The sequence below is a fragment of the Streptomyces sp. NPDC003034 genome, assembly GCF_053591375.1.
In genome coordinates, this window is the sequence record NZ_JBSFTS010000003.1 from 54618 (window position 1) to 69440 (window position 14823).

Genomic DNA, 14823 nt, shown 5'->3' on the forward strand with positions numbered 1-14823 from the left:
GATCCGGGCAGTGGGCCAGGGCACCGCCAAGCTGATGCCGGACGTGGACCGGCGGCGGGCCTGGCTGCTCACCGTCGACGGGTCGCCGCAGTCGTACGTGGACCTGGACGAGCCGGAGTACCTGGAGTTCGAGTACGCGCGACGGCTGGCGCACGTCCTGGACTGCGCGGCGCAGCCGGGGCGGGCACTGGACCTGCTGCACCTGGGCGGCGGCGCGCTGAGCTTGCCGCGGTACGCGGCGGCGACGCGGGCCGGGTCACGGCAGGCGGTCGTCGAATACGACGCGGGCCTGGTGGAACTGGTCGCGGAGCACCTGCCGCTGCCGGAGGGCTCCGGGATCACCGTGCACACCGCCGACGCCCGGACGTGGCTGGAAGCGGCCCCGGCGGACAGCGCGGACGTGGTGGTGGCCGACGTGTTCGGCGGCTCGCGGGTGCCGGCGCGGCTCACCTCGGTGGAGTACGCGCGGGCAGCTGCCCGAGTGGTGCGGCCGGGCGGGCTGTACGCGGCCAATCTGGCGGACGGGGCGCCGTTCGATTTCCTGCGGGCCCAACTCGCCAACTTCCGGGCCGTGTTCGGGGAACTCGCGCTGATCGCGGAGCCGGCGGTGCGCCGGGGGAGGCGGTTCGGGAACGTCCTGGTGCTGGCCTCGGACGGGGAGTTGCCCGTCGCCGCGCTGGCTCGACGGTGCGCGGCCGACGCGTTTCCCGCCCGGGTGGAGTTCGGGGAGGGGCTGGCGCGGTTCATGCGGGGGGCGCGGCCGGTGGCCGACGCCGAGGCCGGTCCGTCTCCGGCCCCGCCGGAAGGGGCGTTCACCCTGGGCTGAGGGGCGGCTGCCGCGCGAGCACGTTCCCCTGAGGCCGCCGGGCCCGGCCCCGTGGCTCAGCCGTCGGCGGGGGTGGAGGTACCCGAGGCTACGGGCTCGGGGGAATGCGTCGGGGCGGGCATCTTCGGGGACGTGGGCGGCGGTGCTTTGCGGGTGAGGCGGCGGACGTCCGGGACCGTGAGGACCAGGGCGGTGACCAGGACGACGAGGGTCGCGCAGCCCCAGAGGGCCGGGCCGCGGCCGAAGGCGGATTCGGCCGGGCCGGCCAGGGCCGTGGCCAGCGGGAGCATCGAGACCGAGCCGAACCAGTCGTAGGCGGAGACCCGGGAGAACTTCTCCTCCGGGATCTCCTGGTGCATCGTGGTCATCCAGTTCACGCCGAACACCTCGATGGCGGCTCCGCTGACGAGCATCACCGCGCACAGACCCCATACGGGCAGCGGCAGCGCCAGCCCGGCCGACGGCAGTGCCAGCGGGAACACGCACAAGGTGCCGACCAGCAGCAGCCGCCGCGGCTTCCACGCCATCATCAGCACCGCACCGGCGATGGTGCCGAGGCCGAAGCAGGCCAGGGCCAGGCCCCAGGGCGCCGGCCCGCCGAGCCGGTCCCGGGCCACCAGGGGACCGTAGACCGCCTCCGCGGCGCCGACGACGGCGACGACGACCGAGAACTGGAGCACGATGCTCCACAGCCAGGGACGGGTGCGGACCTCCACCCAGCCTTCGCGCAGATCGGCCAGCAGGCCGCCGCCCGGCGCCCGGTCGGGGACGTGGCTGACATCGAGGAAGGCGCGCAGGGCGCCCGCGAGCGCGAAGGCCGCCGCGTCCACGGCCAGGACCCAGCCGGGGCCCATCACGGCGATCATCGCGCCGCCAATGGCCGCTCCGCCGAGGGCCGCGCCGCTCATGGCCATGCGGAAGAGCGCGAAGGCACGGTTGGCGTGTTCGCCGGAGACGGTGGAGAGCAGCATGCCCTCGGCCGCCGGGTTGAAGAAGGCCGTGCCGGTGCCGCACAGCGCCGTCAGCAGCATCATCTGCCACAGCTGGGGCTCGCCGGCGAGCACGAGCACGGCGAACGCGGCCTGCGAGAGGCAGTTGAGGGCGTTGGCCGCCACCATCACGCGGTGGCGCGGCAGCCGGTCGGCGAGGGCGCCGCCGATCAGCAGGAAGAGGACGAGGGGCAGCGTACGGGCGGCGGCGACCAGGCCGACGTCCCCGCCGGAGCCGCCGGCCTCCAGTACGGCGAAGGCGGCCGCGATGAGCGCTCCGTGGCTGCCGAGGTTCGTCACGACCGCGGCGCCCGTCAGGAGGCTGTAGTTGCGGCCGGCCCAGGCGGGCCGGCGGCGGCGTGCGGGCGTACGGGGGGAGGCGGCGGGGGGAGAACTCACCCCCGGACTATCGCCGCCCCGGGCCGAGAATCCAAACGGATTGTCGTCCCGGGGCGGGATGGTGCGGGCGGGCGCGGCGAAGGCCGGTGAGGGCCGGTGAGGGCCGGTGAGGGCCCGCCCGGGCCGGCGCGGCGAGGCCGGCGCAGAGGTCAGCCGGCGCTGAGCCGGACCGAGCTGAGGATCTTCTCGTAGGTCTCCGGCTTGACCTCACCCTCGACGCCCGCGGCGCCGTAGAGGATCCAGCTGGAGAAGTCGCCGTTGGCGGTCATGAAGCTGAAGGCGATGGACTTGCCGTCGGAGGAGCACTTGTGCTCCTTCGGCAGGCCGGCCGCCGTAGCGGTCGCCATGTGCCCCTTGAGGCCGGAGGCGGTGGTGTACTCCTTGGCCTCGGAGACCTTGACGGTGCCCTTGGGCGCCTTCTGCGCGTAGGCGGCGAACGCCCAGTTGCCGGCCTCGTTGCGCACGGCCTCGGCGGTGTCCTTGGCTCCCTGGCCGCCCTTGGTGCCGGTGCCGGCCAGCGAGAACGTCTCCTCGCTGCCGTTCTTGTCCGAGTCGACCTTGCACCAGCCGTCCTTGAGGAAGGCGGGGGCCGACATCATCACGATCGGGGAGCCGTCGTTCTTGGCCGCGTCCTCGAACCCGCTGGACATGCCGGAGCTGGAGACGCTCCACTCCGGCGGGACGTCGAAGGCGGTGCCGTACTTCGGGTTGATGACGACCTTCCAGCCGGGGATCACCGGCTTCACCTCGCCGCCGGCGCGCGGGTTCCCGCTGCTGCCGACCGGGGCGGGCGAACTGGCGGGGGGCGAGGACGCCACGGGCTTGTCGTCGGCCAGGGGGGTCTTCTTGTCGTCCCGGGTCAGGACGAAGCCACCGGTCGCGGCGGCCACGACGATCACGGCGGCGGCGGCGACGATGGCCACGGTCTTGGTCGAGTAAGGGCTCCCGCCGCCGCCCGGCGGCGGTGAGGCCTGCTGGGGCGGGCCCCACGAGGGGACGGGGACGGTCGGGGGCTGCTGGTACCCCGGCTGCTGTCCCGGCTGCTGCGGGTACCCGTAGCCCGGCGGCTGCTCGCCGTACCCGGGCTGCTGCTGGTACGGGCTCGGCTGCCCGGGCTGTCCCGGCTGCTGCTTCTGGTACGGGTTCTGATGCGCGTCCTGAGGGTTGTGCTCGCCCCCGGGCGGCTGCTGCTGTCCTGGCCACATGGCCGGTAACGATAGTGGGCGTGGGCCGCCGGAGCCACGGCCGCCCCCGGGACGGGTCTGGCCAAGAGTGTCTACTCGCGGGTAACGTCGCGGCCCATGAGCGCAGAACAGATGAACGTGGGCGAACTGCTCGCCGCGACCGTGCCGATGGCCCGGACCCTGAACCTCCAGTTCCTGGAGACCACGCCCGAGCGTGCCGTCGTCCGGCTGCCGGACCAGCCCGACTTCCACAACCACGTCGGCGGCCCGCACGCCGGAGCCATGTTCACCCTCGCCGAGTCGGCGAGCGGCGCGATCGTCCTGGCCGCCTTCGGCGACCAGCTCTCGCGCGCCGTGCCGCTCGCCGTCCGGGCCGAGATCGGCTACAAGAAGCTCGCCAAGGGCGTCGTCACCGCGACCGCGACGCTCGGCCGCCCGGCCGCCGACGTCGTCGCGGAACTCGACGCGGGCGGTCGCCCCGAGTTCCCGGTCACCGTCGCCATCCAGCGCGAGGACGAGGCGGTGACGGGCGAGATGACGGTCGTCTGGACGCTGCGGCCCAACGCGTGATTTCTCTTCGTGCGCAACTCGTCGGCAGGGCCTGGCCTTTGTCCTAGAGTCCCTTCCACGAGGACGGAGGGGGTACCCGTGGCCAAGGTCAGCATCAGCCTCGATGCCGAGCTCGTGGTGGAGGTGATGGTCCTCGCCGGCGTCGGCTCGCCGCAGGACGCGGTGGAGGCCGTCGTACGGGACTACATCGCGCGCGGGCACCGCACGGAGGCCGTGGTCGAGCTGCGGAACGAGCCCCGGCGCGACCCCGAGAGCACGCCCCAGCCGCCGCAGGGCTGAACCTGGGCGTTCTGATGGCGCGTCTGAGCACGGGCGGCGGACCCTCGGCGCACAGTGGGCGGGGGAGCGGTCCGGCGCGGGCCGCTCCCGCCGCCCGACGCCGCAGGGAGCGCCCATGAGCGAGTCCGTGTCCAGACGTTCGGTGATGCGGCTGCTGGGGGCGGTCGGCGTGGTGGGCGCGGCCATGGGGGCGGGCGGCTGCGTGGCCACCGTCCCGCCGGGCGCCGTCGTCCGCAGGGCCTCGCCCCCGCCGCCCGCGGCCGCCGCCGAGCCGGGCAGCGCCGCCCGCATCGACGCCCTGCTGGAGCGGCTCACCCTCGACGAGAAGACCGCCCTGCTCCACGGCGGCCGGGATCCGGCGCCCCTCGGCCAGGCCGGCTACCTGCCCGGCGTACCGCGCCTCGGCATCCCGGCGCTGCGGCTCGCCGACGGCTCCGCAGGCGTCCGGGTCGCCGAGCCGGCCACCGCACTGCCCGCGCCGGTCCTGCTGGCTTCGGCCTTCGATCCGGCGCTCGCCCGCGAGTACGGCCGGGTCATCGGGCGCGAGGGCCGCGCGCTGGGCCAGGACGTGGTGCTGGCGCCGAGGGCGAACCTCATCCGCACCCCGTACGCCGGCCGGAACTTCGAGGCCTTCGCCGAGGATCCCCGCCTCACCGCCGACCTCGTCGCCGCAGTCGTCCGCGGCATCCAGGACGAGGGGCTCATCGCCACCGTCACCCCTTTCGCCCTCGGCAACCAGGAGCACGGGCGCGACACCGTCGACGTGATCGCCGACGAGCAGACCCTGCACGAGACCGGACTACGGGGCTTCGAGGCGGCCGTGACGGCGGGCGTCGGGGCGGTGATGGGCGCCTCCCACAAGGTCAACGGCGTGTACGCCTGCGAGAGCAGACCGCTGCTCGGCGAACTGCTGCGCGACCAGTGGCGGTTCGAGGGCTGGGTGATGTCCGACCGGAACGCCGTCCACGGCACGGTCGCCTCCATCACCGCGGGCCTGGACATGGAGATGCCCGGCGGCACCCACTTCGGCGGCCCGCTGCGCGAGGCGGTGCGCGGCGGCACCGTGCCCGAGAACACCGTCGACCAGGCCGTACGCCGCATCCTGACCGCGATGGACCGCTTCGGCCTGCTGACCTCACGCCCCGAGCCCCGGCCCGCACGCGACGCTGCCGCGGGGGCGCGAGTGGCCCGCAAGGTGGCCGCCGCCGGGGCCGTGCTGCTGCGCAACGAGCGCGCCACCCTGCCCCTGACCGGCGCCGCCGTCCGCTCGATCGCGGTGATCGGACCCACCGCCCGGGCGCCCTTCGTCAGCGGCGGCGGCAGCGCGCACGTGGTCGCGGACCGCGCGGCCGCCCCGCTCACCGCCATCCGGCAGCGCGCCGGGACCGGCGCCACCGTGCGCTACGCCCTCGGGGAGGACCTGTACGGCAGGCCGCTCCCGCCGGGGCTGCTGGACCCCGCCACCGATCTGGAGGACCGGCGGGTGGCCGCCGGGAGCGGCTGGAGCTACGAGGGATCGTTCCGCCTGACGGCGGACGACGAGTGGACGCTCCTGGTCCACTACACCGGGGAGCGGCCGAGCGTACGCCTGGACGGGGAGGAGCTCTTTCCGGCCCAGGCGGGCGCGGCCGAGCACCTCGCGGGCGGACTGCTCGGCTCCGCGCCCGACGGGATGACCGTACGCCGCCGCACCCTCGCCCTCACGGTGGGCACCCACCGGCTCGCCGTGACCGTCCGGGGCGGCGCCCGGGGGCAGCGCTTCCGGCTGCGGCACACCACGAGGGCGAGCCGCGCCGCGGACCTCGCCGAGGCCGTGAAGGCGGCCAAGTCGGCCCCCAGCGTGGTGCTGTTCGCCTACGAGGACGCCACCGAGGGCTGCGACCGGAGCTCGCTGGGCCTGCCGGGCGGGCAGGAGCGGCTGATCGAGGCGGTCACCGCCGCGAATCCCCGTACCACGGTCGTGCTCAACACCTCCTCCAGTACGACCATGCCGTGGCTCTCCCGTACCGGAGCGGTCCTGCAGATGTACTACCCGGGCCAGGAGGGCGCGGGCGCCACCGCCGACGTCCTGTTCGGTGACGTGGATCCCGGCGGCCGGCTCACCCAGACCTTCCCGGCCGCCGAACGCGCCACCCCGGTCGGCGGGGACCCGCTGCGCTACCCCGGGGTCGGCGGCCGCCAGGAGTACACCGAGGGCGTCCACGTCGGCCACCGCTGGTACGACGCGCGGCGGGTCCCCCCGCTGTTCCCCTTCGGCCACGGGCTCTCGTACACCACCTGGCAGTACGAGAAGCCGGCGCTGCGCCCGCACGGGGACGGGCTGCGGGTGGAGTTCACCGTCCGCAACACCGGCCGCCGCACGGGCACGGAGGTGGCCCAGGTGTACGTCGGCCCCTCGCCGGCGCTCAAACTCGACCAGCCGGTGCGGGCCCTGGCCGGCTACCGGCGGATCACCCTGGATCCGGGCCGCGCGCTGCGGGTCAGCCTCGACATCGACGCCCGGGCGCTGTCGTCGTGGGACCCCGAACAGCATGCGTGGGTCCTGGGGCACGGCCGCCGCGAGGTGTTCGTCGGCCGTTCCTCGCGCGAGCTGCCGCTGCGGGTCAATGCCGTGGTGGGGAGCCGGTAGGCTGCCCGTTCGGCGAGCCGCAGGGGGCACGCCCGCGAGGACTCGGGAGGACGTACCGGTGCACATCCAGGAATGGCTGGAGACGATTCCGGCGCTCGCCGTCTATCTCCTGGTGGGACTGGTGATCGGGCTGGAGAGCCTGGGCATCCCGCTGCCGGGGGAGATCGTCCTGGTCAGCTCGGCGCTGCTGGCCTCGCAGCACGGGGACATCGACCCCGTGGTGCTGGGAGTCTGCGCGACCGTCGGGGCGATCGTGGGCGACTCGATCGGCTACGCGATCGGGCGCCGGGGCGGCAAGCCGCTGCTGGAACGGCTCGGGAGGCGGTTCCCCAAGCACTTCGGCCCGGACCAGGTGGCCATGGCCGAACGGTCCTTCGAGAAGTGGGGCATGTGGGCGGTCTTCTTCGGCCGGTTCGTGGCGCTGCTGCGGATCTTCGCCGGACCGCTGGCGGGCGTGCTGCACATGCCGTACTGGAAGTTCCTCATCGCGAACGTCTTCGGTGGAATCCTCTGGGCCGGCGGTACCACCGCGGTCATCTACTCGGTCGGGATCGTCGCCGAGCCGTGGCTGAAGCGGTTCTCCTGGCTGGCGCTGACCTTGGCCGTGCTGTTCGCGATCACGGTGACGGTGGTGCTGCGCATGCGCATGAAGAAGGCGGTGGAGGAGGCGGCCCAGCCGGCGCCCTCGCCGGAGCCGGCGGAGCCGGTGACCGCGCAGCCCGTCCCCGACCGCGTGTAAAGCGGTCGGGGCAGGGCAGGGCATGGCCGGTCAGGGGGCGAAGGCGCTATCCGGCCGGGGTGACCGAGGCGCGGTGCTGCCGGGCCAGTTCCAGGTACATCGCGGCGTTCAGCTTGATCCCCTCGCGCTCCTCCGGGGTCAGCTCACGGCGGACCTTGGCGGGGACTCCCGCCACCAGCGAGCCGGGCGGGACCACCATGCCCTGCGGGACGAGCGCCTGCGCGGCCACCAGGGAACCGGCGCCGATCACCGCGCCGTTCAGGACCGTCGCGCCCATGCCGATCAGGCAGTCGTCCTCGACCGTGCAGCCGTGCACGACGGCGTTGTGACCGATGGAGACGCGCTCGCCGATGGAGACGGGGAAGCCCGGGTCCACGTGCACCGTGCAGTTGTCCTGCAGATTGCTGTCGGCGCCCAGGGTGATCGGTCCGCAGTCGGCACGCAGCACCGCGGAATACCAGACGCTCACGCCGGCGGCCAGGGTGACGTCGCCGAGGACGACGGAAGTGGGTGCCGTGAAGGCCGCGGGGTCGATGGCCGGATTCTTTCCGCCCACGCCCGCGACGAGGGCCCGGGCCGCCTGATGCGTCATGTTCTGTTTCCTCTTGTCCTTCGTCTTGCGGGTGCCGCGCTACCGGCACCGTAGGGCACGCGCCGTCCTGTGCCGCGATGGGGTGCAGATCACAGGATCACCGTCCGGACGACCGGGGCGCGGCGCACTACCGTGGCCGGGTGCCGAAGAACCAGAACACGTTCTCATCCATGACGGCCCTGCGCCGCCGGCTCACGAGCCGCGCGGTCCACGCCGGCTGGCGCTGGATGCGGCAGGCCGGCGCGGTCACCGCCCAGACCCCCGGGCCGCTGCGCTTCGCCGCCATAGGGCACGGCACCCGGCTGGCCTTCCCGCAGGGCACGGTCTTCGGTGAGCGGTGGATCCGGCTCGGCGACCACTGCATCATCGGTGAGCAGGTCACCCTCACCGCCGGGATGATGCCGGATCTGGACCTCGGTACGGAGCCGGTGCTGGTGCTCGGCAACGGGGTGGTGATCGGCCGGGACAGCCACGTCATCGCCGACACGCGGATCACCATCGGCGACGACACCTTCTGCGGCCCCGGGGTGTACATCACCTCCACCAACCACAGCTACGACGACCCGCACCAGCCGGTCGGCAGGCAGTGGCCGCGCAGCGCGCCGGTCGAGATCGGCCCGGGCTGCTGGCTGGGCACGGGAGCGGTGATCCTGCCGGGTGCGCGGCTGGGCCGAAACGTCGTCGTGGCCGCGGGGGCCGTCGTACGGGGCGAGGTACCGGACCACGCCGTCGTGGCCGGCGCCCCGGCGCGCATCGTGCGGCGCTGGGAACCGGACACGGGCTGGCAGCCGCCGCTGCGGACCCCGGCGCCGGTGCCGATCCCCGACGGGGTCACGCCGGAGCAGCTGACGGCGCTCGCGGAACTGACGGAACGGGCAGAACGGGGGACGGACGCGACGCGGCCGGCCCCGGCGGCGGAGCAGAGCCCGGCGTAGCCGAGCCGGGCGGCCGGCCGCCCGGGCGCGGGCAGCCGCTACCGGAGGACCGGGATCTCGATCGCCGGGCAGCGGTCCATGACCATGTCCAGGCCGGCCGCTCGGGTCCGTGCGTAGGCGGCCTCGTCGATCACCCCCAGCTGGAACCAGACGGCCTTCGCGCCGATGGCCACCGCCCGGTCGGCGACCGGGCCGGCCAGGCGGCTGTTCACGAAGACGTCCACCACGTCCACCGGGAAGGGGACCGCCTCCAGCGAGGGGTAGCCGGCCTCGCCGTGCACCGTCTCCGCCTTGGGGTGTACGGGGATCACACGCTTGCCGAACCGCTGGAGCACGCGGGCCACGCCGTAGGCCGCCCGGTCCTGGTTCTGGGAGAGCCCCACGACGGCCCACGTGTCGCCGAGTTCGGTGAGGATCTTGCGAATGGTTTCCGGATCGCCGTACACGCGCGCCGCCTCCTGCTGCTTGCCGTCCCACCGGACGGCCCGATGCCGCCCCGCATCCCCGGTCAACCGAAAAGCCGCATGCCTGATTCCCCGTAGGCCCCTCCCTACCGGCTCAACGGCGCGGGTGTGGTCCGGACGGGTTACCCCGCGGCTTCAACGCTCACCGCGACGGCTCCCCTCCGGAGGTGTACCGCCAGGACGTCCATCCCGACGAGCTCCCGATCAGACCGGTCCGGGCGCCTCACGGGCCCGGATGGAGCCAGATGCGATCTGACGGCCCTCGCGGTCGAACGGCCCGCCCGGTTCTCGTGCGGACGGGGCGCTCTCGGTCACGGATTAGGGTGGAGCGGTGACGGCAGAGCAGTACGTGACGGTGGCGGGCGAGGGTGTGCACGAGGCGGAGATCAACCGTTCGCGCTTCCTGTGCTCGCTCGCGCCCGCCGCGACCGAGCAGGAGGCGCAGGAGTTCGTCGCGCGCATTCGCAAGGAGCACCCCGCCGCCACGCACAACTGCTTCGCCTACGTCGTCGGCGCCGACGCGGCCGTCCAGAAGGCGAGCGACGACGGCGAACCCGGCGGCACCGCCGGGGTGCCCATGCTGCAGATGCTCATGCGCCGTGACATCCGCTACGCGGTCGCCGTGGTCACCCGCTACTACGGCGGCGTGAAGCTCGGCGCCGGCGGGCTGATCCGGGCCTACGGCGGTGTCGTCGGCGAGGCCCTCGACGCGCTCGGCACCGTCACCCGGCGCCGCTACCGGCTGGCCACCGTCACGGTCGACCACCAGCGGGCGGGCAGGACGCAGAACGATCTGCGCTCCACCGGACGGACCGTCCTGGACCTGCGGTACGGGGCCGCCGTGGAGATCGACATCGCGCTCCCGGAGGCCGAGCTGCCCGCCTTCGGGGCCTGGCTCGCCGACAGTACGGCGGGCAGTGCCACCCTCACCCTCGGCGGAGAGACCTACGCGCCCTGAGGGACGGGTTAGCGTAGAGGGGTTCATCGAGCGGGAGACGACCAGGGGGAGACGGTATGTGCGGCGGGCCCGGCGAGTGAAGTTTTTGCACACCTCCGACTGGCACCTCGGCCGGTCCTTCCACCGCGTGAACCTGCTCGGCGCCCAGGCCTCCTTCATCGACCACCTGATCGCGGCCGTCCGCGAGCACGAGGTCGACGCCGTCCTCGTCGCCGGTGACGTCTACGACCGCGCCGTGCCGCCGCTGCCCGCCGTCGAGCTGTACGACCGGGCCCTGCACCGGCTCGCGGACCTCGGGGTGCCCACCGTCATGATCTCCGGCAACCACGACTCCGCCCGCCGCCTGGGAGTCGGCGCCGGGTTGATCGACCGGGCCGGGATCCACCTCAGGACCGACCCGGCCGGCTGCGCGAATCCGGTGGTGCTGGCCGACGTACACGGCGAGGTAGCGCTGTACGGACTGCCGTACCTGGAACCCGCCCTGGTCAAGGACCAGTTCGGCGCGCGGAAGGTGAGCCACGAGGCGGTGCTGGGCGCGGCGATGGACCGGATCCGGGCCGACCTGGCGGGGCGCGCCCCCGGGACCCGCTCCGTCGTCCTGGCGCACGCCTTCGTCACCGGCGGTCAGGCCAGCGACAGCGAGCGCGACATCACCGTCGGCGGAGTGGAGGCCGTGCCCGCCTCCGTCTTCGACGGGGTGGACTACGCCGCCCTCGGCCACCTCCACGGCTGCCAGACGATCAACGAACGGGTCCGCTACTCCGGTTCCCCGCTGGCCTATTCCTTCTCCGAGGCCGACCACCGCAAGACCATGTGGCTGATCGACCTGGGCGCGCGCGGGGAGATCGTGAGCGCCGACCGGATCGACACCCCCGTGCCGCGCGCCCTGCGGCGGCTGCGCGGCAGGCTGGACGACCTGCTGGAGGATCCCGCGTACAGCCCGTACGAGGACTGCTGGGTGGAGGCCACGCTCACCGACCCGGTCCGCCCCGAGGACCCCATGGGCCGGATCGCCGCGCGCTTCCCGCACACCCTCAGCCTCGCCTTCGACCCGGACGGCCGGACGGAGGAGTCCGGCGTCTCCTACGCCCAGCGGCTCAGGGGCCGCAGCGACCAGGAGATCGCCGAGGACTTCGTCGCCCACGTGCGCGGCGGCGGACCCGCCGACGAGGCCGAACGCACCGTGCTGCGGGGCGCCTTCGACGACGTACGCGCACAGGACGCCCGCCAGGAGACCCACCGATGAGGCTGCACCGGCTCAGGGTCGCCGCCTTCGGGCCGTTCGCCGAGGCCCAGGAGATCGACTTCGACGCGCTGTCTGGCGCGGGGATCTTCCTGCTGCACGGGCCCACCGGCGCCGGGAAGACCTCCGTGCTCGACGCCGTCTGCTACGCGCTCTACGGATCCGTGCCCGGCTCCCGCCAGGCCCCCGGCACCACCCTGCGCAGCGACCACGCCGCGGCCGACACCCCGACCGAGGTCACCCTCGAACTGACGGCGGGCGGACGCCGCCTGGAGATCACCCGGCGCCCCGAACAGGAACGGCCGAAGAAGCGCGGCACCGGCACCACCAAGGACAAGGCCCAGAGCCGGCTGCGCGAGCACACCGGCGAGGGGTGGAGCGCCCTCAGCAAGTCGCACCAGGAGATCGGCGAGGAGATAGAGCAGCTGCTCGGCATGAGCCGCGAGCAGTTCTGCCAGGTCGTGCTCTTGCCGCAGGGGGAGTTCGCGAAGTTCCTGCGCGCCGACGAGGCGGCCCGCGGCCGCCTGCTGGGGCGGCTCTTCGACACCCGCCGCTTCGCCGCCGTCGAAACCCTCCTCGCCGAACGCCGCCGGGCCGCCGAGGCCAAGGTGCGCGCTGGCGACGAGAGGGTCCTCGGCACCGCCCAGCGGCTGGCGCAGGCCGCCGGCGACAGCGCCGACCTGCGGGCCTGGCCCATGCCCGCCCACCAGCCCGGCGATCCAGGGCTCGCCGAGGCCGTCCGGGCCTGGGCGGCCGTCGCCCGGTGCGCCGCCCGGGAGCAGCTGACCGTCGCCGAATACGCGCTGGCCGCCGTGGAGGGCCGGCACGCCGCCGCCCGGCGGGCCGCCGAAGAGGCGCGGGAGCTCGACCGGTTGCAGCGCCGGCACGCCGAGACCGTCCGCCGGGCCGCCGTCCTGGCCGAGGCGGAGCCCGAGCGGCAGCGGGTGCGCGCCCTGCTGGACCGGGCCCGGCGGGGCGCCCTGGTGGCCCCCGCACTGGAACTGCGCGGCGCCGCCTCCGCCGCCCACCTGGCGGCCGCGCACGCCGAGACGGCCGCCCGGACCGAACTCCCCGCGCCCCTCGCAGAGGCCGGCATCGAGCAGCTGGCCGCCGTCGAACAGCGGCTGCGCGAGGAACTGGGCGCGGTGGGCGCCGCGCACCGTGCCGAGCAGCGCAGCGCCGAGATCGGCCGCGAGCGCGCCAACCTCGACCGGGAGGCCCGGGCCGCCGAGGAACAGCGCCAGGAGTCCGCCGAGTGGCTGGAGCGCTGGGAGACGACCCGGGCCGCGCTGCTGGAGCGGGTGGAAGCGGCCCAGCAGTCGGCGACCCTCGCCGAGCAACTGGCCGGACGACTGGAACCGGCCCGCCTGCACCTCAACGCCGCCCGGCGCCGCGACGCGCTGGCCGCCGACGCGGAACGGGCCGCGGGCGAACTGCTCTCCCTGCGCGAGGAGTCGACCGCCGCCCGCGAGCGCTGGCTGGAGCTGAAGGAGGCCCGGCTGCGCGGGATCGCCGCCGAGCTGGCCGAAGCGCTCGTCGCCGGGGAGGCGTGCACCGTGTGCGGGTCCGCGGAGCACCCCGCTCCGGCCCGCCCGGCCCCCGGCCACGTGGACCGGGCGGCCGAAGACGCCGCCCACGCCCTCTTCGAACAGGCCGAGGAACGGCGGGCCGCCGTCGAACGCCGCCTCGCCGCCGTCGAGGAGGCCCGCACCGAGGCGGCGGCCGCCGCCGGGGACGCCACCACCGGGGAACTCCTCGCCCTGACCTCCGACCTGAGCTCCCGCCACGCCGCCGCCCACGCCGCCGCGGCCGGACTCCACGCCGCTCGGGAGCAGCTCGCCCGCGCCGAGCGCGAGCACGCCACGCGCAGCGCCGACCGGCTCGACGACGAGCGCCGCGCCGCCGCCCGGGTGTCCCGGCGCGAGGCCCTGGACCAGGAGCAGGCCTCCCTGGAAGCGGAGCTCGCCCTCGTGCGGGGCGACGCGCCCACGGTCGCGGCCCGCGCCCGGACCCTGGAGGACCGGGTCCGGATGGTCTCCGCTGCCGCCGCCGCGCTGCGCCGGGCCGAGACGACCGCCGCCCGGCTGAAGGAGGCCGACGACCAGCTCGCGGACGCCGCGTTCAAGGCCGGCTTCGACACCGTGGAGGCCGCCGCCGACGCGGTCCTTCCGGAGTACGAACGCACCGCGCTCCAGCACCGGCTGGACGCCTGGCAGGCGGAGGAGGCCCTGCTGGCGGACCGCCGCCGCGAAACCGGCACCGCGGAAGCGGCAGCCCTGCCTCCGGCCGAGCCGGATGCCGCCGAGGCCTACGCGGAGCAGGCCGCGGCGAAGCTTCGTACGGCAGGGTCGGCCTTCGACGCCGCCCGGGTCCGCTGCGCGGAGCTTGACCGGCTCTCCCGCAGGGCCGAGGAGGAACTGCGCGCCCTGGGCCCGCTGCGCGAGGCCTACGACCGGGTGGCCCGGCTGGCCGGACTGACCGCGGGCACCTCAGCCGACAACGAGCGCAAGATGCGCCTGGAGGCCTACGTGCTCGCAGCGCGGCTGGAGCAGGTGGCCGCCGCGGCGACGGTACGGCTGCTGCGCATGTCCGGCGGCCGCTACACGCTCGTCCACTCCGACGCCAAGGCGAGCGGACGCGGCCGCTCCGGCCTCGGGCTGCACGTGGTGGACGCCTGGACCGGCCGTGAGCGGGACACCGCCACCCTCTCGGGCGGCGAGACCTTCTTCGCCTCGCTCGCCCTGGCGCTCGGCCTGGCCGATGTCGTCACCGACGAGGCGGGCGGCATGCGGCTGGACACCCTCTTCATCGACGAGGGCTTCGGCAGCCTCGACGAACAGGCCCTCGACGAGGTCCTCGACGTGCTGGACTCGCTGCGCGAACGGGACCGCAGCGTCGGCATCGTGAGCCATGTCGCCGACCTGCGGAGCCGGGTGCAGACGCAGCTGGAGATCGTCAAGCAGCGCGGTGGCTCGGTGGTGCGCCACCGTACGGCTGTACTTATGGACTGAGGTCG

Annotated in this window: 13 protein-coding genes; 9 read left to right on the top strand and 4 right to left on the bottom strand. The window is 74.5% G+C overall.

Features of this window, described 5'->3' with window-relative positions; genetic code table 11:
- Positions 1-34 precede the first annotated feature (34 nt).
- Positions 35-826, top strand: coding sequence for a spermidine synthase (locus ACWDX7_RS04725; RefSeq protein WP_451491997.1), 792 nt, complete (start codon positions 35-37; stop codon positions 824-826).
- 56 nt (positions 827-882) lie between these two features.
- Here the strand turns inward: ACWDX7_RS04725 and ACWDX7_RS04730 are convergent, their stop codons facing one another.
- A complete protein-coding gene (locus tag ACWDX7_RS04730; protein WP_451491948.1) occupies positions 883-2214 on the bottom strand; it encodes an MFS transporter in 1332 nt (443 codons plus the stop codon).
- A gap of 149 nt (positions 2215-2363) precedes the next feature.
- Complete coding sequence (locus tag ACWDX7_RS04735) at positions 2364-3419, bottom strand: hypothetical protein (RefSeq protein ID WP_451491947.1); 1056 nt, start codon at positions 3417-3419, stop codon at positions 2364-2366.
- Between the two features lie 96 nt (positions 3420-3515).
- Here ACWDX7_RS04735 and ACWDX7_RS04740 point away from each other — a divergent pair, with 96 nt between their 5' ends.
- From ACWDX7_RS04740 to ACWDX7_RS04755, 4 genes are all read left to right on the top strand, one after another.
- Positions 3516-3968, top strand: coding sequence for a DUF4442 domain-containing protein (locus ACWDX7_RS04740; protein WP_451491946.1), 453 nt, complete (start codon positions 3516-3518; stop codon positions 3966-3968).
- A 78-nt stretch (positions 3969-4046) separates the two neighbouring features.
- Positions 4047-4247, top strand: a complete 201-nt coding sequence (locus ACWDX7_RS04745) for a DUF2191 domain-containing protein (protein WP_451491945.1) — start codon at positions 4047-4049, stop codon at positions 4245-4247.
- A gap of 115 nt (positions 4248-4362) precedes the next feature.
- Positions 4363-6876 carry a beta-glucosidase gene (locus tag ACWDX7_RS04750; RefSeq protein ID WP_451491944.1) on the top strand — a complete coding sequence of 838 codons (2514 nt, stop codon included), beginning with the start codon at positions 4363-4365 and terminating at the stop codon, positions 6874-6876.
- A 58-nt stretch (positions 6877-6934) separates the two neighbouring features.
- Complete coding sequence (locus ACWDX7_RS04755) at positions 6935-7615, top strand: DedA family protein (RefSeq protein WP_451491943.1); 681 nt, start codon at positions 6935-6937, stop codon at positions 7613-7615.
- A 46-nt stretch (positions 7616-7661) separates the two neighbouring features.
- Here the strand turns inward: ACWDX7_RS04755 and ACWDX7_RS04760 are convergent, their stop codons facing one another.
- Positions 7662-8207: a gamma carbonic anhydrase family protein gene (locus ACWDX7_RS04760; protein WP_451491942.1), complete on the bottom strand. Its 546-nt coding sequence runs from the start codon at positions 8205-8207 to the stop codon at positions 7662-7664.
- Positions 8208-8347: 140 nt separating this feature from the next.
- Between ACWDX7_RS04760 and ACWDX7_RS04765 the strand changes: the two genes are divergently transcribed.
- The gene (locus tag ACWDX7_RS04765) at positions 8348-9142 is read left to right on the top strand and encodes an acyltransferase (protein ID WP_451491941.1); all 795 of its coding nucleotides are present in this window, start codon (positions 8348-8350) and stop codon (positions 9140-9142) included.
- Positions 9143-9180: 38 nt separating this feature from the next.
- On the opposite strand, the gene ACWDX7_RS04770 is transcribed toward ACWDX7_RS04765, so the two are convergent.
- On the bottom strand, positions 9181-9588 hold the full coding sequence (locus tag ACWDX7_RS04770) for a CoA-binding protein (RefSeq protein ID WP_451491940.1): 408 nt from the start codon (positions 9586-9588) through the stop codon (positions 9181-9183).
- A gap of 349 nt (positions 9589-9937) precedes the next feature.
- Between ACWDX7_RS04770 and ACWDX7_RS04775 the strand changes: the two genes are divergently transcribed.
- From ACWDX7_RS04775 to ACWDX7_RS04785, 3 genes are all read left to right on the top strand, one after another.
- Entirely contained in the window at positions 9938-10564 is a 627-nt protein-coding gene (locus tag ACWDX7_RS04775) for a YigZ family protein (RefSeq protein ID WP_451491939.1), read from the top strand.
- A gap of 76 nt (positions 10565-10640) precedes the next feature.
- A complete protein-coding gene (locus ACWDX7_RS04780) occupies positions 10641-11810 on the top strand; it encodes an exonuclease SbcCD subunit D (RefSeq protein WP_451491938.1) in 1170 nt (389 codons plus the stop codon).
- Positions 11807-14818, top strand: a complete 3012-nt coding sequence (locus ACWDX7_RS04785; RefSeq protein ID WP_451491937.1) for an AAA family ATPase — start codon at positions 11807-11809, stop codon at positions 14816-14818. The genes ACWDX7_RS04780 and ACWDX7_RS04785 overlap by 4 nt, the downstream gene beginning before the upstream one ends.
- The last annotated feature ends 5 nt before the right edge of the window (positions 14819-14823 follow it).